Below are 20,045 nucleotides of genomic sequence, written 5' to 3' on the forward strand. Positions count from 1 at the left end.
ACGGGGTCGGCGCCCGTCGAAAACGACGTCGCCGATGGGCACCTCACCCCCGCACCGGCCCCTTGAGAAAACGGTGCGGGGGTTCTCGTGCCGCCGTTTCGGAATCGTTCTCATGCGATCCGGTGGCGAAGCGCCGGCTCCTCCGTTCCCCAGCGGAGGGCCGGCGGCCGGGCACCGCCCGAACCGACCTCGGCCTGCGGACCGATGTAGGCGGAGACGGGTTCCGGTGCTCGGGCGCGCCGCACGTCGTCCAGCCGCTTTCGCGGCGCTCGTGACGGGCGCGGTCGGGGAGGTACGCGGATGCGAGCAGGGCTACATCTCCGGCCTCGACGCCGGAGAGGATGTCACATGGCGTCCCTTCGGTCAGCGAGCCGTCACAACGACGGGCTTTACCCACCTGTTTACCGGTTTCCGGTTTGTCCAGCACATATCTTGCTTAATGGACAAACAACCTCCCCGGCCGGGAGCGGCCGGGCATCGCGCTAGGCGGGGTCGTCGCCCTCGGCGTGCAGGCGCAGGAAGTCGTCGAGGGCGGTGCGGTAGTAGGCGAGGTCGTCCTCCAGCCTGGCCCGGGTGAAGCGCGCGGGTTCGCCCTGGTAGGCCGTCCGGCCCAGCTCGGTCCAGAACGACGCCGCGGGCAGTTCGCCGGCGCCCTCCGGCATGAACTTCAACGCCTCCAGCACCGCGTCGGCCGCGAAGCGCCAGTCCGACACGATGGCCTGGTACCGCTCGTCCGAGGAGGGGTCGGCGGCGAAGAAGAGCGCCGCCTCCAGCGCCCTGCGCGCGTAGGTGGCGCCGACCAGCACCCACTGGCCGGGGTCGATCAGCTCGGAGACGCCCGAGCCGAACGTCAGCTCCTCCCGCCTCGCCTCGGTCTCGGCGGCGTAGGGCACGAAGACCTCGCCGCCGTCGAGCCGGACCCGCCACCCCTCCTGCTCCTCGGTCAGCACGGCGCGCTCCGCCGCCCCCGGCCCGTCGCCGGGCCCGGTCAGGTCGAGATGGACGTAGGCCTCGACGAGTGAGCGGGCCGGGCCCCCGCCGTACCCGGCGAGGTCGTCGTCCGGCTCCACCGGACCGTGCTCGCCGGGTACGGCGGGGTCAGGCATGCCGGGCCACCAGGTCGCGGTAGGTGTCCCGGACGACCAGCAGCCGGTCCAGCCGGAAGCGGCCCGGCTCGACCTCGCGCATCCGTTGTCCGCGCTCCGACCAGAACCCGTCGTCGGGCACCTCGTCCTGTCCCGGCGGGATGAACTTGATGACCTCCTCGACCGCCGCGCCGGCCACCGACAGCACGCGGTGCGCCTCGGCCCGGTCGTCGGCCGGCACGTTGCTCGCGGTCAGGTCGGCCACCCACAGCCACTCACCCGCGTCGAGGAGCTGGGAGGGCTCCCGGCCGCCGAAGGTCGGATAACCCGCCGACGGGGCGGGGCGCTCCGGCAGGCCGAACAGGAACTCGCGCTCGGCCCCGCAGTCGTCGCAGGTGCCGGCGTAGCGGTCGGCGAGCTCGCCCCCCACGCTGACCACCCCTCTGCCCCAGGTCGTCTCCGCCGAACCGCACTGCCTGCACGGATGCAGGTCGAGGTAGAGGTGTGCCTCGTCCCTGGCCCGCGCGACCGCGAACGTCATAACCGCCTCCTCCTTGGAAGCTCCCATCATGCCTCGGCTACCGACACGTTCCTCCGCAGACCGCACTCACACGGCCCGTCCTGCGGGCACAGGCACGGCTCCTCCTCCGGGGGGTACCAGCTGGTGCCGTTGCTGAGGGTGCGCGCGCGTTCCAGATGGTCGTGCAGGCGCTGCGACCGCAGGCCGTCGACCAGCGCGGAGGCCAGGGCGCCTGCCGCCGGCCCGGCCCCCCCGTTGATCAGCTCCGCGATCCTGCTCTGCCTCGGTACCGCCGGCGCCGCCCTCGGCCCCGAACCCCAGGGCGGTGCCGGTGGGGTGTGCCCGCGCCGGTCGATGTCGGCCGCGACGGCGTCGATCGCCTCGGCGAGGCGGAGCCGCTGGTCCGCCTCGGTGGCCGCCTGCCACTTGCGCGCCAGGTGGGCGTGCTCGTTGAGGCGCGGAGTGAGACAGTGGTCGGTGCTCCCCTCCTGCTCCGACAGCGAGGTCCTGACGACGCCCTGCGGCGTCCCCGCCGCCGTCGCCGCGTGCTCCTGGGCGACGTGCGAGATCTCGTGCACGAGCAGCGACGAGACCACGGCGGGGTCGGTCCGCGGCGCGATCCAGACGAGGTGCGGTTCGTCGAAGGTGCCCGCGCGCACATCCGTGCGGCCGAGCAGGCCGTCACCCGGCTCGGCCACGGCCACCCGGGCGTACTGGACGCCTTCGGCCACGGCGCCGCGGGCCGGGAGGCCCACGGCCAGCATCGCGGCGTCGAGCGGTACACCCCGCGTGATCTCCGCGCCCTGCTCGGTCGTCCAGCCGAGCGACGTGACCGCGCCGCCGAGGTCGGCGACCGAGACGTCCTGGCGGACGATCTCGGACACCGACAGGTCGGACTGTCCGGCGGGCCTGGCCTGGGTGTCGAACGGGGTGCCGGGCAGCGCCGGCGAGGTCGCGCTGATGCCGCCCTGCGCCACGCTGCCGCCCTGCACCGTGCCGCCCCCCTGCGGCGCGGTGCCGGTCTCCCCCGTGACAGGCCAGATCGGCCTGTCCGGGTCGATGGGCGGGGCGCTGTCGCTGAGCGCGGCCGCCACCTGGTCGGTGAAGGTGCCGGGAACGGCCGAGGTCATGAAGATCGAACGCAGATCGAGGCCGTGCCGCGCCGCCGCCGTGAGGGGCCGGGGCGGCAGCGTGGCGAACGCCTGGGCGAAACCTCCGTCGGGGATCTCGCTGTGCAGCGAGCCGTCTGGGGCCGCCAGATAGCGGTGCATGACGTTGCCTTCGCGTACCGCGACCCGGGCGACGGCATGCCGTTCGCGGGCCGCCACCCGGGCGTCGGTGAGCTGGTCTATCAGACCCTGGCGGTTCTCGGCGGGCATGTGGCTGAAGGTCGGCCGGCTCCCGTCGTCGAAGCGCCGGTCGGTGCCGACTCCGAGTCCGGCCTCCAGCCTGGCGTTCATCTCCGCCAGGTCGGCCTCGAAGATGGTCAGATAGGCGAAGCCCGAGGCGGCGCCGGGCATCCGAACCGGATCCTTGACCGGCTTCTCGCCACCGTTCGGCAGGCGTGCCTTGTGCTGGAAGGTGAGGTCGTAGTCCACCCGGACGCGGACGGTCACCGCCTTGCCGTTCTCGAACTTGCTGGCCTCCTTGCGCACGCCGCTGGAGTTGGAGACGCCTTCCGACGCCTGCTCCCCCCGTGAGACGCCCACACTGGTGCCGGTCTGTGCCTGCGACCCGCCCGTGCTTCCGCTCAGGGGCAACAGGCGGCTGCGCGAGGCCGACGTGCCGGCGGTGTTCATCACCCGGTCGACCTCGCCGATCTCGGCGTCGAAGGGGCCCGCCACCACCTGCAGGTCCGACAGTCGGGTCTCGACCCGGACGTCCACCCCCTGATGGTGGAAGCCCTTGCGCACCACGCGGACCAGCTCGTGCCCGCCGGGTCCGGCCATCCGCGCGAACGCGGCGGCCATGGGCACCGGCAGGAGCCGGGCGTCCAGCCTGGCGCCCTGCTCTCTGGTGACCCCGTCGCCGAGCATCGAGGCGAGCTGCTGCCGGATCACCTCGAACAGGCTGCGGCCCGTGCGCGGGTCCGATGCCGCCTGCACCGAGTTCACGTAGTGGGCGGGCGGCACCTCCACCCGCCGCGGGTCGATCACCGGCGCCGGTTCCGGCCGCCGGTCGTCCACCGGCCTGGTCATACCGGTCGGCAACCGCCTGACCAGCGTGGCGTCATGTCTGAACACCGCCTTCTTGGTGGGCCGGCCCTTGACCCGGTCCACCGCGCCACGCACCCTGCTCCGCACCGGGCCTATCCGCACCGGGGTGCGTTCGACCTCGACGATCAGCGTGAACTCCTGCCGAACCCGGTCCAGGCCGTTGAACTGCGCGGTCCGTTGCATCTTCGTGTGCTGCTCGGTGCTCGACGCCGAGAACGAGCGGCCCCGGTCGGTCCCGACTCCGCGCGTGCTTCCGTCGTCGGTGCCGGAGTGGCTGTTCTCCCCGCCGAAGCCGTGGGAGCCGTTGTAAGAACGGGAGTCGGAGACTTCCCGGTAGCCGTAGTCCTGCTGGATGATGCCCGCGTCGTAGGTGTGGCCCAGGAGCGTCGCCTCGTCTGCGGCGTCGGGGTTCTTGGGGACCAGCCGCGCGCGGACGGTGACCAGCTCGGCCCGGCCGGTGTGCGGATCGGCCAGCGTCTGGTAGCCCTTGACGAAGCCCCGCTCGCTGAGCATCGCGTCGAGGTGACCTTCGACCCGGTCGAGGGCGAGGTCTCCCCTGAGACTGCTGCTGAGGACGGGGCCGGCCGCGATCGCTCCGGGCGCGACCTCGTCGACGGCCGCGCTCACCGCGTCCAGCATCGAGACGGGCGTGCCGGTGGAGTCCTTCACGTTGAAGGACTCCACCAGGCTCACGCCCATCGTCTGCGCGTAGTGCGGGGCCACCTGGATCCGGCTCAACCGCCTCACCAGGTCCGCCGAACGGCTCAACGCGTTCTTGAGCCACTGCTCCGCGTTCTTGCCCTCTGAGTCGGCCACCGTCTGCGCCAGGCCGCTCACCTTCCCGAGCGCCTCGACCAGCGCCTCGGGCGTGTGGCGGTCGGCGAAGCCGGTGTCCTGCCCCGCGCTACGGGCCTTGCCCAGCTCCAGCAGATATTTCTGGAGCAGCGAGGTCGCGAGGGTCCGGTCGAGTGTCATGCCGCCGTTGCGGAACCTCTCCACCGCGTCGGCCACCTGATGCAGAGGCAGGTCGAGCTTGCCGTCGGTGTAGAGGGTCAGGGCGTCGTACTCGGGGATCGAGTACATGACGGTCCGGCCGTCGTGCCGGGTTTTCGAGGGCGTGCCGGGCAGGCCACCGCCCAGTTCGGAGGGGTCGGCGATGCCTTCCTGACCGGTGAGGGCGAAGCTCACCTTGCTGCGGAAGATGTACTGCTTGCCGACCTCGATGGTCAGCCGCTCCCGACCCCAGATGTCGAGCTCGGAGTGCGATCCGGATCGGCCGGCCGAGCGGGAGTGGCCGGCACCGCCGCCGTCGTTGGAGGTGGCGCCGCCGTCGGAGTCGGACAGGTTGCCCGAGGTGCCCGCGGAGTGGCCCCAGGACCCGCCCCAGGAGATGCCGGCGCTGCCCAGGGTGAGGTTGATGTCACCGACCACCAGGTCTGCCATGCCCAGCAGCTCCGCCTCGCCGAAGGCGCCCGTGATCGACAGTGACGCCTGGGTGGGCAACGCGCCCTGGGGGCGGACGCCCACCCCGCTGCGGTACGGCGTGCCGCGCCACTCCGGATGCGCGATGAGGCTCCGCACATTGGTGAACGCGGCGAGGTGATGGTAGGCGGCGGAGTCGGCGCGCATGCCACGGGGCAGCACGCCGGCCGCCGCGTCGAGCATGCCGGTGGTGTCCATGTGCAGCAGCGTCGCCCTGCTCAGTATCTCCTCGGAAGGTGTGCCGACCGGATGGGGGGCCGGTGCCTTCGCGAGCGGGAGCAGGTCGGCCGCGAACCCCAACCGGGCGCTGCCGTCCGCCTCCAGCTTCGACACCGTCCTGCCCCGGTGGATGATCTCGGCCGTCAGCTTGTGGCCGACGTCGAAGAGCGCGACCTCGCCGTTGCTCTCCACGAGAGTCACCCGGTTGACGGTGGCGGCGGCGCTCGAACCGATCGAACGGCTGTGGTTGCCGCCGCCGTTGACGCCGACGTTGCCGGTCAGCCCGTCCTCGCCCTCGGCGGGCCCCTCCTTGCTGCCGAGAGAGACTCCGCCGCCCGCGTTCCACGACCGGCCGCTGGAACGGCCCGCGGTGTCGGAGCCGATGTCGAGGTTGACCACGGCCTGGGCGTCGGTGCGCCCGACGTAGGAGGCGTCGTCGAAATCCTGCTCCAGCCGGATTCGCACCGTGTAGACCTCGGGCGCCGCGTTCCGCGCGTAGCGGACCAGGCTCAAGGGGACACCGTCCTGGGCCGCCTGGTCGTAGCCGGTCTCCAGTCGCGCCGCGGAGAGCTGTTCGAGCACCTCGCGCAGGTTGGTCATCTGGACGGCCCGCTCCAGCACGTTGCCGGAGTAGGTCGGCAGGCCGGCGGCGTCGAACTTCGGGACCACACCGAGGGCGCCGAGCTCCGTCAGGAGGTCCTTCGTGAACTCGTCCACCCCGGTCAGCCGCTGTACCTGGCCCGGGCCCACCCCCCGCATCTGACCGGGACCGTTGCCGAGCCAGCTGGGGAGCTCCGGCAACCGGCCCGGCGGAGGGGTCCTGGCCGGGTCGTCCCTGAGTATCTCGTCGCCGTCGGCGTCGAGCAGTGGCCTCCCTTCGGCGTCACGGAGCAGGGCCGCGCTGTCGACGGGCAGGCCGTAGCGGTAGGCGTCCGTCTCGGGGATCCGGAGCAGCGCGGTGCTCTCGCCCCGGACCGTGGGCCTCGGTCCGGCGTCGCCCACCAGGTGCACGGAGATCTCGTGCTGGAACACCATCCTGTAGCCCTGGGTGTGCCCGGTGTAGCGCTGGACACCCGGGTGGATCGCCTGGCCGTTCGCGAACGCCGATTCGGATCGGGAGACCGATCGGGAGCCGTTCCCGCCCGGTCCGAGCGTCGGGTCGTAGTCACCGGGCCCGTTGACGTCGGCCATTCCGGGGACGGTGGGATTCGCCGAGAGGGACCCACCGAGGGAACCGCCGAACGACTCGCTGCCGGAGGCGTTGGAGAAACCGATCCGCAGCAGCTCCTGCCACTGGTCGCGGCTGGGCTGACCGACCGGGGTGGCCAGCTGCCACACCGGCCTGGACTTGATCGTCACGGTGGCGATGGGCCGGCCGCGCGGGTCGGTGATGGTACGCATCATCCCGTGCGGGGCGTTGACCGCCTCCCCGAGTCTGCCGGGCAGCTCCTTGGCGATGATCGTGCGGATGTGGTCGCGGGTGATGTCGCCGATGTCGGTGTGCTTCTCCCCGAGTTTTCCCATGACGTCTTCGGCCAGCTCGTTCAGGCCGGACAGGTCGCTGGGGACGTGCTGGGGCAGCGCGTCGGTCCGCTTGGCCGGATCGACGGTCACCGTGCTGCTCGGCGGCTGGTCGGCGTAGACGTGCGAGATCCAGAGACGCTGCGAGGCGGCGTCCTCCGGGTTGCCCGAGTCGACCGTCGCGACCTCCTGCCAGCCGTTCTCCCGGGAGGTGCGGATATGGACCTCCCAGGTGGCGGCGGCGTCGAACAGCATGGACTCGCCCCTGTCGTCCTCCACCTGCCCTTCCAGGGAGTATTCGGCGGCGCTGGGGCCGCGCGACCAGCCGCGCCCGGCGTTGACGCCGACGGCGACGCCCACCGTCTGGACCACTGCCTGGGACAGGCTTCCCTCGGGGAGGAGCGGGGCGAGCACTCCGGTGTTGAACCCCACCGACAGGCCACCGCTGCCGGCCTCGGTGGAGCGGATCGACTGGCCGCCCTGCGGCAGGGTACCGAGCATGATCTCGGACGCCTTGATCGCCGGGTCGAGGATCTCCACCATGTCGGAGAGGGTGAGCTTGATCTTCAGCTCGGCCGTCGGCGCCTCGCCGACCCGCATCACCATGCCGTCCACGGATACGATCTTGCGGAAGTCGGCGCGCAGGATGTGCTGCAACTCCTCGGGCGTGAACCGGCGGCCGATCCCCCGCTCGGCCAGCCCGTCGTTGATCCTGTCGGTCAGCGCGGTCAGGTGCGGCAGGCTCCCCGTCGGGAGCGCGCTGGACAGGGCGATCGCCTGCGGGAGCGCCTCCTGCACCGCCGCCAGATACTCCGCGTGCCGCTCGCCCGCCACGGTCAGCCCGGCGCGTACGCTCGCCCGGGCCAGCGTGGCCTCCTGTCCGGTCGCCCGGCCCGCGAACTCCACTCTGGCGAGCGCGGTCTCGTAGGCCTGCCGGGTCACCTCCGCCTTGGACAGCGCCTGTGAGTACGCCTGGGCGATCCGCAGATGCCTGGCCCGCTTGGCGCGGTGCCCGTCGCGCTCCTTCCGCTTCTTACGGGCTCGCTCGTGCTTGCCCTGGTCGTGCATGCGGGAGATTTCTTTGGCCTCGTGCTTGGCCTTCCTCGCGGCGAGGTCGGCCTGCTGCGCGCTGTCCTGGTGCGCGGCGATCTGCCCCCTGAGCTCGGCCTCGGCCAGGGTCACCGCGTCGATCAACGTCCGCAGTTCGTCGGCCGTCGGGGTCTCGGCCGGTACGGCGGGCGTGTGGGCCGGCCGTTCGGGCGTGACCGGTCGCCAGGGCAGGGCCGGCGGGACCTGCCCGTGCTCGCGTAGCTCGCGGGCCACCCCGTCCAGGTCGACCTGGAGCAGGCGTCTCTCGGCCGGCGACGTCGCCGCCAGCCACTTGCGGGCCAGGAAGGCGTGCTCGTTGAGTCGCGCGGTCACGCACTCGTCGACGGTCTCCCGCTGCGGCCTGCCGGGGAGCATCCTGCGGATGACACCCTGTCTGGCGGCGGGGGGAGCGGCCACCCGCTGCAGGGTGTCGGTGATCTCGTGCAGCCAGACCCGCCCGACCTGGTCGCCGGCCATGCCCGGCGTGAAGCGGACCCGGTGCGGATCGGTCTCGTCTCCGGTCCTGACATCGGTCTCGGCCATGTTGCCGGAGCGCACTCCGCCGACGTCGGGGCGGAAATGCTGGACACCGTGCTCGTCGGTCCGCACCAGCAGCGTCGAGCCGTCCGCGGACCACTCCCACCCCCGTACGCCCTGATTCAGGAAGTCGGACGCCAGCAGCGCGTCGATCGCGGCGTGCACCTCGTCGAGGCTGAGGTCGGGTCCGGCGGGCCGGCCGTCGGTGACGTACCTCGTGTGGGCGATCGGCCGCGAGGTGACCGTGCCGGGACGGCTCGTGACCCGCGCGGGAGCGGGAGAGGTGGCCCTGCCGAAGGCCATGGTCCCGTTCAGGGCCACGAGCGCCTGGGTCCGCAGCGTGGCCGGGCTCCGGCCGGCGTGGGCCGAAGTCTCCAGGAGGGAGCGGAGCCGCCCGAGGAACTCGGAGTCGATCAGGTAGTCACCCGACGCGTCCGACACGAGCAGTGAACCGTCCGCGAGCTTGACGGCGTTCGGGACCATACGCCGCAGCGCGTACTGCAGCGCGCCGTGCGCTCTGAGGCCGGCGGGTTGCGCGGCGGCGAGGAGGGCGGCGTACACCTCGTCGTCGGAGGCGAGGCGGGTGACGAGCACCTCGTCGAGCAGGGCCCGCGCCTCGGCGCGGAGCGTGTCGTCGTCGGCCTGCGCCCCACGCTGCTCGACCTGGTTCCGCACCCGGGCCACCGTCGCGGCTGGGACGACGACGTCGGTCCCGGCGACCGGGACGATGAGGTCCCCGTCGGGTAGCAGCACGGCGTCCGTATACCCGTCGGCCAGCACCTGGTTGACGGCGTCCCTGGCCCTGGCCGCGAGGGGGGTCACCGGCCCCTGGGCGAGCGCGGTGTCGGGAGCCGGGGTGTTGCCGGGAGCCGTGGCGGTGTCACCGGCCGGAGGGGTGCCGGTGCTGGTCTCAGGAGTGCTCTCAGGCCGGGGGGCGGCGTCGGAGGTGCCCGGATCGGTGGCATCGGGGGCGGCCGTGTCCGCCCTGGTGCCGTCAGAGACGGTACCGTCCGGGGTGGCGGCGGGGGTGGTGTCGGTCTGGGCGTCCGGCGCGGCCCTGGGAGTGGTGTCGCCCGTGTCCGGAGCCGTCGTGCCCTGCGCGGCGGGTGCCGTGTCCGGAGCGGCATGGGTGGACGCGGTCTGGTCGGCGGGCCCGTCCGGCGTGCTCGACGTGGCTCGCGGCTCTTGGCCGTCCTCCTGCTCCTCCCGGGCATCCGGGGTCGTGGTCACCGCCCTGTCGGTGTCGGTGCTCGTCTGCGACGAGCCCCGCCGGGCGCCGTCCGCGTCGGCCGAAGGCGAGGTGCGCCTGCCGCTGTCTCCCGGGTCCGCGGTGACCTGGCCGCTTCGCGAGGCCGTGGTACCGGACGAGGCGGGAGTGCCGCCTCGGGTGCCGCCCGTCGAGGACCCGGCTCCGCCGCCGGGGACGGCGGCACCCGCCGTATTCGGACCGCCACCGCTCGGGCCGCCGGTGGTGGGGTCGCTGCCCGCGGCATTGCCGCCGAAGCCGCCCGCCGCGCCTCCGGAACCCCCGCCCGCGCGGACGGCGTCGGCGAGAGCCGCCGCGTCGTAGGCGGAGGCCAGGGTCGTGCTCGGGTTGGCGAGCGCGACGTAGACCTCGGGGTTGGTCGGGCTGATCGTCCCGGTACGCCCGACGCCGCCGAAGAACGCGCCCGTTATCGAGTCGGCCGTGAACGGGTTGCTCCACTGGTCGTAGACCAGGCCGTTGGCGACGAAGCTGCCCGCCGGTGAGCCCGCGACGTTGCTGAGACCGGTGTTCAGCGCCCGCCCCCCGAAACCGGGTACACCCCTGGTGATCCGGGAGACCGGGCCGGCCACCCCCATGCCGACCAGCGCGCCGGTGCCCGCGCCGACGGCGGCGGCCTGGGACTTCTTCCAGTCCCACTCCTTACGGGTGCCCTGCTTTATCTGCTGGTACTGGGCCGCACCGTCGATGAGGAGCTCTTCGCTCACCTCCTCGATGAGCTCCCTGCCGATCGGCGAGGCCAGTATCCGGGTGATCAGGCCCCGGCCGGTCGCGCCGCTGAGCACGGTGAGCCGGGCCAGGCCGGTGGCACCGACCTCCCGGCCCGCGAGGGTGGCCAGCCGGACGAGGATGCGGCTGATGGCCGAGCGGGCCGCCGCCGCGTACGGGCCGATCAGCGGGGCGGTCGATCCGGCGGTGAAGAAGGCGACGTAGAGCGCGATGGCGATGGCGACGATCGTGATCCAGAACGCCACGTTGATGGAGAGCTTGGAGTACTGCGTCTCGACGGCGAAGTTGTCGACCTGTGCGGCATAGCTGTTCCCGCCCCGGACGAGGCCGGCCAGGCCGGCCTGCTCGCCGTACAGGTGCTGGGCGCGTCCGACGAAGTCGGCGGTGGCCGGGATCTGCAGGCCGGTGACGATGGTGCGGACCGCCTGGCCCGCGGGCTCGGCGTACGGCTTGATCCCGGCGCCCAGCCCCTCCAGTGCCTGGGCCAGCTCCGACAGCCGGCTCTCGCTGGCCTCGGGCCACTTCTGTCCGGCCGACAACAGCGGGATCACCGTGTACAGCACCCAGTCGGGCAGGCCGTCGATCTCCCAGGCGGGCCTGACGTCCGTGGTGATGCGGGCCACGCCCTGCCGGGTCGGCCGTCCGCTCTGATCCCCCGTACCCGTGTCCAGGCCCGTGCCCGTACCCGTGGCCATGCTGCCCCCGCTCCGTCACTCCACCTCCGGCCCGCCGCGCGTCTCAGACCGCACGGGTCAGATCTGGCGCACCGTGCCCCGGGCGAGGTCCTCGGCGATCGCGGCGTCGGTGCCCAGCGAGTTGCCGAGGGTCTGGCGCAGCCTCGGCCCGGCTTCGACGATCTGCTGGATGGTGTGGGCGCCGTTGAAGAGCAGCAGCCTGGGCCCGCCGTTCCGGATGAGAGCCTCCTGGAAGGCCCGGCCCTCGGTGCCGCCGCCCCAGGGCGCGGCCTCCAGGAGGTCCATGATCCGGGTCATCTGCGGCGTGCAGAACTTTTCCAGATCGCCGGACATGACGTCCCACTGCGACATCCCCCGCTCCACCGTGGGCGTGAGGATATCCAGTCCGTCGTCGGGGTTCCTCACCGCTTCCCCTCCATCTGGTCGGCGAGCTGGGCCATCAGGGATTCGAGATCGCCGGTGAGATGGAGCTTCATCTGGTCGGCCGGGATCAGCGGCTCGAAGACCTCGATGATCCGTTCCTGCGCCTTGGCCGCCGCCCGCTGGACGGTCTCCAGGATCGAGTCGGCCAGGTTCCGGGCGTCGGGACGCCGGTAGACGCGAGGGTCGATGTCGAGCCGGACCAGCTCACCGCGCGACCCGACGGTGGCCGACACCAGGCCGTCGCGTGACGTCTCGGTCACCTGGACGGCCCTGGCCTTGGCGTGCAGCTCGGCGCCTTCGTCCTGGAGCCGCATGAAGGTCGTGCGCAGCTCGTCCGCATAGGCCTGCAGGCCGGCGGCATCCCCGTCGCCGAACGCCGTCACGGCACCCCCTCACCATGCGCACCTGCCCCTCAGGTGCCGTAAGTGTTACTGATCAGTTTCTGCCACATGAACATCATTCGACAAGAGGCAGGTAGAAAATGCCGATTTTCCACCAAAACGCCTCTTCGGTGCCAGGGGGGAACATCTCCCTCGACACCGAGGAGACCGCCGAACCTCACAGGTCCAGCGGTACCGCGCACTCCTGGATCTCGCCCACCTCGTCGCGCGGGATCCAGCCGCGGTAGACGCCGCGTTCGATCCGCTCCAGGCCGAGCGCCACCGCCTCGGGCGCGGAACCGCCCAGGTACTCCAGTAGCAGCTCGCCCGCACGCTCGTCGTGCACCTGGAAGTCGACGCCACGCCACCGGCAGACCATGGTCACGAAGTGCACGGACTCGCACTCGGCGGCCGGGACGGTCCGGACGTGGCAGCCGGGCTCGACCTCCTCGAAGCCCTCGGCCGGCTCCGTCAGGCGGAGCCGCAGCCACGTCTCCAGCGCGGACGAGTCGGGGCTGGCGGGATAGTCGACGCCCTGCCAGCGGGCACGGTAGGAGTGCCAGGTCATGACAGGTCCGTCCGGGTTGCGACGAGCAGCCAGCGCCGCAGGTCGCCGTGGTAGAACGCGCGCCGGTGTTCGGTCCCCCGAGCGGTCAGCTCCCAGATCTCGGCGCCGTGGGTGAGCCCGACGCCGTACACCTTGTACTCACGGATGGTCTGGTCAACGTTGGGCACCAGGCCCAGCCCCACGAACGGCGGCTCCTCCACCACCCACCCGGCCACCGCCTCGCGGCGTTCCTCGTCCACCCCTCCGTACGGCGTTCGGTACAGGCTCAGACCGGCCGGACGCCAGCGCAGCAGGTTGAGCCCGCCGTCGGCCGTGAGCATGTCGGGCCGGCCGAGCGCGTCGGCCAGCACGGCCGGCGTGGCGATGTGCGAGACGTCCAGGGCGTGATGGCAGTAGCCGGAGACCCGGGGCTCACCACCGGTGAGCAGATCCTGGATGTCGGCCGGGCTCAGCGGCTTCTGCAGTACGGGGACACCGGCTTCGGGGGCGAGCGCGAGGTCCTGGGCCAGGGTGGGGACGGCGAGTCTGGCCACCGTGCCGGACTCCAGGAGAAAGCCGACGGGCAGCCCGGGATTGACCGCCAGCCCCCAGCGGGAGTCGGGCCAGCCCGCGGCCAGCTCCACCATCGAAACGATCCGGTGGTGCCCGGTGACGCCGCCGATGGCCGGCGTCATCATCTCGGCCGAGGTGTAGGCCAGCAGCCAGGTCCGCTCGCCGTCGGTCGCCGTCGGCCAGGCGACCGGCTCGGTCCCCTCCGCCGCGGCGCGGGTGACCGGCAGCACGAAGTCGGCGTCCTTGAGCAGGCTCAGGCACAGAGCCGTCCGGGCGGCCTCGAACGCCGCCCAGAGACGCTCCTCGAACGGGTTGGAGGGCGGTACCGGGGTCGGGTTCGAGGACAACACGCGGAAGACACTACTAACGATCAAAGACGGGCGTCACCCGGAGGGGCCTGTCACCGCAGGTCGGCGAATGTTCCCGGTGTGGCTCGGCGGCCGTGGCCGTCGCGGGCGGCCTTCACCGGCGCGCCGAGACCGGCACCCGGCCGGGGCCCGACGGGGCCCGGTCCGTCGTCGACCGGGCTCCGTACCCTGACCGCTGCGAGGAGACGCCCATCGGCTCAGAAGGCGTCGCCCCAGCGACCACAGTCGTCGAACTTGTCGGTGCCCTCGCAAACCCGGATCTTGAAGTCGTCGAAGCCGCTGCTCTTCTTGAACCCGCCGAACCGGTCGATGTCACCGTGACCGAGGGTCTTGAAGACCTTGGTGTGCGAGCCGAAGCGGTCGTGCCACTTGAACCACACATAGCTGTAGGAGCGGTCGCGGTCACGGTCGAACAGGTCGCCGTAGAACCAGTAGCGGCCACCCTCCTTGGTCCAGTAGCCCTTGTAGTAGGACCGGTGCCCGAAGTCCTCGCCTCGGCCGAAGCCGGAGTAGTAGGGGCCGAAGAAGTGCTTGCTGAAGGTCTGGGCCTGCTGCGGGGCGGTCGAGGCCGTCGCCGCCGGGGCCACGGCCACGCCGGCCAGCAGCGAACCGGCCAGGGCCGCTCCGGCGAGAAGTGCGCGCTTCGTGCTCATGTTCATGCTCCCCTGAGTGCGGTGTGGAGACTTGTCGTTCGGACACCCCAGACGTTAGGAAGTTACGAAGAACCCTTCTGCGTACGAATCCACACTCATCCCGAAGAGTGCACTATTACGCATTCACGCCTTTCCACGGCGGCCCGGGATCGAACCGAGTCATGATCACGCCATCGCTCCGGCAGGGATCTCCATGAGCGCGCGCTGGAGCGGCCGGGCGGCGGTATCGATCACTACGGTGCTGGCGCGTGAAGATCCTCATGCTGACGGGCGCCGCGGCGTCCGCCCTCGTCCTGTCCCTGCCCGCCACCGCCGCGACGGCACCGGCGGCTCTTCCCGAGCCGCCGTCCGTCACCGTCGCCCAAGCCGAACTCGACCAGTTGAAGACCGCGGAGCCGCGCCCGATGACCGGCTACTCCCGCGCCAGGTTCCCGCACTGGTCCGCTCAGGGCGGCGCCTGCAACACCCGCGAGAAGGTCCTCGCCAGGGAGGGCTCGCTCGTCTTCCAGGACGGCCGGTGCCGGCCCATCTCCGGCACCTGGAAGTCGGCCTACGACGGGAGGATGATCAGCTCCGCGAGCCAGGTCGACATCGACCACGTGGTCCCGCTGGCCAACGCGTGGCGTTCCGGCGCCGACGTCTGGACCACCGAGAAGCGGGGCGAGTTCGCGAACGACCTGAAGAACTCCCAGCTCATCGCCGTCTCCGCCGCGTCGAACAGGAGCAAGGGCGACCAGGGCCCGGACCAGTGGCGCCCGCCGCTGGTGAGTTACTGGTGCACCTACGCGCGCGCCTGGACCGACGTGAAGTTCGACTACGGCCTCACCGTGACCGACGCCGAGCGGGCGGCCCTGCAGGGCATGCTCGACACCTGCGGCGCGGAATGAACGAGCGGTACCGGTCCGAGGTGACCGCCGGCCCCGGTGGGGTGATGACCGACGAGGTGGGAACCGTCACCGGAGACCTCACCGTGGTCACCGAGATCGCCGGTGGTCGGGCCGCCGTCCGCGTGCAGTACACCGGCGCGGAGGAGTGGTACGTCGCCACGGGCAGCCCGCTCCCCGTCTCAGCGGGCAGGGGCGAGGGGATACACGAGGCGGTGGTGGCGATGATCCGGCACGGCGCCCCCGAGGGCGTCGCCCAGGCGACCGGCTGACCACCGTCGACGCCCCGCTCTCCGGCCGGGAGCGGGGCACTCCGCTCCGGACGCGGAGGTGAGTGTGCCCTGGCCGCCTACCGGTGGTCTCGCAGGGATTCGAGCAGGCGCGACAGCTCCTCGGTGACGGCCGGGAGGTCGCCGGGGTCCGTCGAGCGGGCCAGCCACAGGGCCGCCTCGTTCATCGCGCCGGACAGCAGGTGGGCCAACGGCTCCACGGGCCGGCGGGCGATGACTCCCGTCTCGATCAGCGTGACGAGCGCCTCGGTGAGGTGCCGCGCCGAGGACGCCTCGTCCATGGCCCGCCACTCGTTCCAGCCGAGCACCGCGGGTCCGTCGACGAGCATGATCCGCTGTACGTCAGGGTCGCGGCTTACCGCGAGGAAGGCCCGGCATCCCGCGACCAGCTGCTCCCACGGGTCGTCGTGCGCGTCCGCCGCCGCCGAGACCCGCTCGCCCACCTCCTGCTGCACCTGCTCGACGACCGCGTGGAAGAGGTCGGCCTTGCTGTCGAAGTGGTGGTAGAGGGCGCCCTTGGTCACGGCCGCCGCCCCGACGATCTGCGCCAGGCTCACCGCGGCGTAACCGTGCCGCGCGAACAGCGTCCTGGCCTCCGCCACCAGCGTCCGCCTGGTCTCCAGCCGTTGCCGTACGCGATCCATCGCGGCTCCCATCGTTGGCATACCGATGGTATGTTAACTCCACATACCAACGGTATGCGAATATGCGGAAAGGAGGGGGACGTGTCCCTCACCAGCTTCTACCCGGTCGTCTGCACCGATCGGATCACCGAGTCCCGTGACTTCTACCAGCGGTTCTTCGGCTTCGAGACGGTGTTCGAGGCGGACTGGTACGTGAGCCTGCGACGACCGGAGCCGCCTCACTACGAGCTGGCGCTCGTCGACCACGACCATCCGACCGTGCCGGAGAAGTACCGCTCGGCGGTGCGAGGGCTGATCCTCAACTTCGAGGTGGCCGACGTCGACGCCGAGCACGACAGGCTGGTACGACGGGCGGGGCTCCCGGTCGAGCTGACGCTGCGCACCGAGGAGTTCGGGCAGCGGCACTTCATCGTGGCCGCACCCGGCGGCGTGCTCATCGACGTGATCACCCCGACCGAGCCGTCCGCCGCCTACGCCGGACAGTACGCCGCTCCGTGACCCGGACGGCCGCGAGACCCGGGGGCGGCGCCACCCTCCGGGTCTCGCGGCCCTCCGGACACCGGGAGGGACCCTCTCCGGCGCCGTGCGGCCGGGAGAGCCGGCACGACGCACCACCGGGGACTGACGACGACCAGGCTCGAACGCCTCCCGCCGGCATCCGGATCCGAGGCCGGTGTGATCCGGCTCATACTTGACCCGCCCCTTCGGGGGCGTCGACACTCACCCAGGCAACCGTTGCCCCCTCGTCATGTTAACGCTAACAATCTGGGTCGCCCAGCTTCCCGGTAATCCACGAGCCTGGTGGGCGCCGGAAGCCGGCGCCCACCGCACACGAGGAGACCTCAGTGCTGTCCGCGTACCTCACCCTCGATCCCGCGTTCAGGGTGGCCCCCGTCAGTCGCCGTACGTTCGGGACATTCGTCGAGCACCTCGGCCGGTGCGTCTACACCGGTGTCTACGAGCCCGGCCACCCCACCGCCGACCGGCAGGGCTTCCGGCGTGACGTGCTGGAACTCACCCGCGAACTGGGGGTCACCACGGCCCGCTACCCCGGCGGGAACTTCGTGTCCGGATACCGCTGGGAGGACGGTGTCGGCCCGCGGGACCGGCGGCCCCGCCGGCTCGATCTGGCCTGGCACAGCACCGAGACCAACGAGTTCGGCCTGAACGAGTTCGTCGCCTGGGCCCGCGAGGCCGGGGTGGAGCCGATGATGGCGGTCAACCTCGGCACCCGGGGCATCGCCGAGGCACTGGACCTGCTGGAGTACTGCAACGTCGAGACCGGAACCCACCTGTCGGACCTGCGGGCCGCCCACGGCGCCAAGGAGCCGCACGGGGTGCGGATGTGGTGCCTGGGCAACGAGATGGACGGCCCGTGGCAGATCGGCCACAAGACCGCCCGCGAGTACGGACGGCTGGCGGCCGAGACCGCCCGGGCCATGCGCGTGATCGACCCGGGCCTGGAGCTCGTGGCCTGCGGGAGTTCCAATTCCAGCATGCCGACCTTCGGCGCCTGGGAGGCGACCGTGCTGGAGGAGGCCTACGACGTGGTGGACTTCATCTCCTGCCACGCCTACTACGAGGAGCACGACGGCGACCTGGCGAGCTTCCTCGCCTCGGCCTCCGACATGGACCACTTCATCGACTCGGTGGTGGCGACGGCCGACAGCGTGGGTGCCCGGCTCAGGAGCAAGAAGAAGATCAACATCTCGTTCGACGAGTGGAACGTCTGGTACCTGTCCCGTTTCCAGAACGCCGAACCACCCCGGGACTGGCCGATCGCCCCGCCGCTGCTCGAGGACCACTACCACCTGGCCGACGCGGTGACCCTCGGCGGCCTGCTGATCTCACTGCTGCGGCACGGCGACAGGGTGACCTCCGCCTGCCTGGCCCAGCTGGTCAACGTCATCGCCCCCATCATGACCGAACCCGGCGGCCGGGCCTGGAGGCAGACCACCTTCCACCCCTTCGCACAGGCCTCCCGGCACGCGACCGGCCAGGTTCTCCGGGTCGAGCCGGACTCCCCCACGCACCGGACCGCGAGGTTCGGAGAGGTCGCCGCCCTCGACGCCGTCGCCACCCACGACGAGGAGAGCGGCGCCACCACGCTGTTCGCCGTCAACCGCTCGACGGGCCGGCCGCTCACCCTCACCGCCGAGCTGCGCGCCCTCGGCCAGGTACGGCTCGCCGAGGCCGCGGTCCTGTCCGGCCCGGATCCCTACGCCCGCAACACCGCCGACGCCCCGGACACGGTGGTTCCCCGCGCGAACGCCGACGTCCGGCTCGACGGCGGAACCCTGGAGATCACCCTGCCCGCCGTCTCATGGAACGTGATCAGGCTCATCCGCCCGTAGCCCCATCCGGCCGCGTCACCTGAAGGCCCCGGCTCACCCGCCTGCCGAGGCGCTGGGCCGGGGCCTCGATCAGCCGGTGGGTCAGGTGGCAGAGCGGCAGCAGCGCGAGGAGGAAGAGCGGGAGGTTCGGGCTCACCCGCAGCAGCAGCGGGTGGAGCAGGTAGAGGGAGAAGCTGATCACCCCGAGGTGGGCGAGCCACCGGGGGAACGACCTGTGCCGTAGCGCGAACGCGCCGCCGAAGAAGGCGACGGCCAGCAAAAGCGCGGGTGCCCAACCGGGATCGTCCTTGGCGAGGGCCCCGCAGGCCAGGACCGTCAGCACGGCGGCGATGGCGGCGGGCCATCGGATCGTGCCCTGCTCGGCACGGTGGACGGCCGTACCGGCGAACATCATGGCCAGCACGGTCAGGCCCTGCCAGGCGCCGATCCTGCTGCCCAGGATCACCAGCGCCAGCCCGAGCAGGCCGCCCGTCGCCGCGGCGGCCGTGCGCGCCCCGCCGCGCGCGGTCGCCGACACCACGACGACCACGACGACCGCGACGCCGAGGAGCGCGGCGGCCAGGTCGGCGCGGCCACCGATGACCGGACGGGTCAGCAGGAGTCCGAGAGGCACCGCCGACACCGCCAGGACGATCGCGACCGCCGCCGACCGGTGCGCCTGCCGCACGGTGAACAGCCCGGCCGCCATCAGGTAGAACGCCATCTCGTAGGAGAGCGTCCACATCACGTCGATGACGGCCGGCACGCCGAGCAGTTCCTGCAGCATCGTCAGGTTCCCCAGGGCGACGAGCGGCGCGGGTCGGGTGCTCACGCCCGGATGGAGGGCGAGCGCACCGGCGTAAGCGAGCAGGAGCGCCAGACCTAGCGCGGCGAGCAACAGGGGCAGGAGGCGGAACGCCCGTCCGGTCCAGAAGACCCGCAGGTCGCCGCGCCGCTCCAGGGAGGCGGGGATGATGTAGCCGCTGACCAGGAAGAACACGAAGACGCCCCAGGTGCCGACGTCGATCCTGCGGTCCACCTCGGCCCAGAGGCCCGGGATGAAGGTCCACCCGGAGTGGTGCAGCACGACGGCCAGCGCGGCGGGTCCCCGCAGGGCGTCCAGCCAGGCCAGCCGGGAGGGAGTCGGGGCCATTCGCCCGACTTTAAGCGATAGATGCTGGTCCTCGGGTCTCTCCGGCCCGCCGCGTCATCTCCGCCCCGGCCACCGAACGGCGATCACACCATGCGGAACAGGGCGTACAGGATCGCGAAGACGACAAAGCCCAGCACCAGGCTACCGATCGCGTTCACGAGGGCCTTGGCGTACGCGCCGTCCTGGAAAAGATGGACGGTGTCCAGTTCGAAGGTGCTGAACGTGGTCAGCGCACCGCAGAAACCGGTGCCGACCAGCGCCTCCCACTCGGTCCCCACCCCCACGCCGTGCAGCAGGCCCAGCAGTCCCGCGCCCAGGAGGTTGACCACCAGCGTCCCCCAGGGGAACGCCTTGCCGAACCGCGCCTTGGCCTTCGTGTCGAGCAGGTAGCGCAGCATGGCTCCGAAGCCGCCGCCGATGAGCACCAGGAGGACGGACAT

Annotated in this window: 15 protein-coding genes; 4 read left to right on the plus strand and 11 right to left on the minus strand. The window is 71.7% G+C overall.

What is annotated here, in order from left to right:
• Positions 1-482: 482 nt before the first annotated feature.
• The 8 genes from AB0J58_RS06670 to AB0J58_RS06705 all read right to left on the minus strand — a co-directional run bounded on the left by AB0J58_RS06670 (position 483) and on the right by AB0J58_RS06705 (position 14,301).
• Positions 483-1,106 carry a hypothetical protein gene (locus tag AB0J58_RS06670; RefSeq protein ID WP_364211161.1) on the minus strand — a complete coding sequence of 208 codons (624 nt, stop codon included), beginning with the start codon at positions 1,104-1,106 and terminating at the stop codon, positions 483-485.
• Complete coding sequence (locus AB0J58_RS06675) at positions 1,099-1,626, minus strand: hypothetical protein (protein WP_364211164.1); 528 nt, start codon at positions 1,624-1,626, stop codon at positions 1,099-1,101. Before AB0J58_RS06675 ends, AB0J58_RS06670 begins: the two co-directional genes overlap by 8 nt.
• 26 nt (positions 1,627-1,652) lie before the next feature.
• Entirely contained in the window at positions 1,653-11,357 is a 9,705-nt protein-coding gene (locus AB0J58_RS06680) for a hypothetical protein (protein ID WP_364211167.1), read from the minus strand.
• Between the two features lie 57 nt (positions 11,358-11,414).
• Complete coding sequence (locus tag AB0J58_RS06685; RefSeq protein ID WP_364211170.1) at positions 11,415-11,762, minus strand: hypothetical protein; 348 nt, start codon at positions 11,760-11,762, stop codon at positions 11,415-11,417.
• Positions 11,759-12,163: a YbaB/EbfC family nucleoid-associated protein gene (locus AB0J58_RS06690; protein ID WP_364211173.1), complete on the minus strand. Its 405-nt coding sequence runs from the start codon at positions 12,161-12,163 to the stop codon at positions 11,759-11,761. The genes AB0J58_RS06685 and AB0J58_RS06690 overlap by 4 nt, the downstream gene beginning before the upstream one ends.
• Before the next feature lie 175 nt (positions 12,164-12,338).
• Positions 12,339-12,728 carry a hypothetical protein gene (locus AB0J58_RS06695; RefSeq protein WP_364211176.1) on the minus strand — a complete coding sequence of 130 codons (390 nt, stop codon included), beginning with the start codon at positions 12,726-12,728 and terminating at the stop codon, positions 12,339-12,341.
• The gene (locus AB0J58_RS06700; RefSeq protein ID WP_364211179.1) at positions 12,725-13,630 is read right to left on the minus strand and encodes an SseB family protein; all 906 of its coding nucleotides are present in this window, start codon (positions 13,628-13,630) and stop codon (positions 12,725-12,727) included. Before AB0J58_RS06700 ends, AB0J58_RS06695 begins: the two co-directional genes overlap by 4 nt.
• 215 nt (positions 13,631-13,845) lie before the next feature.
• The gene (locus tag AB0J58_RS06705) at positions 13,846-14,301 is read right to left on the minus strand and encodes a hypothetical protein (RefSeq protein WP_343961524.1); all 456 of its coding nucleotides are present in this window, start codon (positions 14,299-14,301) and stop codon (positions 13,846-13,848) included.
• Between the two features lie 248 nt (positions 14,302-14,549).
• Here AB0J58_RS06705 and AB0J58_RS06710 point away from each other — a divergent pair, with 248 nt between their 5' ends.
• Both AB0J58_RS06710 and AB0J58_RS06715 read left to right on the plus strand, forming a co-directional pair.
• Positions 14,550-15,188: an HNH endonuclease family protein gene (locus tag AB0J58_RS06710; RefSeq protein WP_364211182.1), complete on the plus strand. Its 639-nt coding sequence runs from the start codon at positions 14,550-14,552 to the stop codon at positions 15,186-15,188.
• A complete protein-coding gene (locus tag AB0J58_RS06715) occupies positions 15,185-15,457 on the plus strand; it encodes a hypothetical protein (protein ID WP_364211185.1) in 273 nt (90 codons plus the stop codon). Before AB0J58_RS06710 ends, AB0J58_RS06715 begins: the two co-directional genes overlap by 4 nt.
• A gap of 77 nt (positions 15,458-15,534) precedes the next feature.
• On the opposite strand, the gene AB0J58_RS06720 is transcribed toward AB0J58_RS06715, so the two are convergent.
• Entirely contained in the window at positions 15,535-16,140 is a 606-nt protein-coding gene (locus AB0J58_RS06720; protein ID WP_364211188.1) for a TetR/AcrR family transcriptional regulator, read from the minus strand.
• A 60-nt stretch (positions 16,141-16,200) separates the two neighbouring features.
• Between AB0J58_RS06720 and AB0J58_RS06725 the strand changes: the two genes are divergently transcribed.
• On the plus strand, positions 16,201-16,617 hold the full coding sequence (locus AB0J58_RS06725; RefSeq protein WP_364211191.1) for a VOC family protein: 417 nt from the start codon (positions 16,201-16,203) through the stop codon (positions 16,615-16,617).
• A gap of 347 nt (positions 16,618-16,964) precedes the next feature.
• Entirely contained in the window at positions 16,965-18,473 is a 1,509-nt protein-coding gene (locus AB0J58_RS06730) for an alpha-N-arabinofuranosidase (protein WP_364211194.1), read from the plus strand.
• On the opposite strand, the gene AB0J58_RS06735 is transcribed toward AB0J58_RS06730, so the two are convergent.
• Both AB0J58_RS06735 and crcB read right to left on the minus strand, forming a co-directional pair.
• Positions 18,460-19,605, minus strand: coding sequence for an acyltransferase family protein (locus tag AB0J58_RS06735; RefSeq protein ID WP_364211197.1), 1,146 nt, complete (start codon positions 19,603-19,605; stop codon positions 18,460-18,462). The genes AB0J58_RS06730 and AB0J58_RS06735 overlap by 14 nt on opposite strands.
• Positions 19,606-19,688: 83 nt before the next feature.
• Positions 19,689-20,045 carry a fluoride efflux transporter CrcB gene (gene crcB / locus AB0J58_RS06740; RefSeq protein WP_364211200.1) on the minus strand — a complete coding sequence of 119 codons (357 nt, stop codon included), beginning with the start codon at positions 20,043-20,045 and terminating at the stop codon, positions 19,689-19,691.

It is taken from the genome of Streptosporangium sp. NPDC049644 (assembly GCF_040675205.1).
Taxonomy (GTDB): Bacteria; Actinomycetota; Actinomycetes; order Streptosporangiales; family Streptosporangiaceae; genus Streptosporangium; species Streptosporangium fukuiense.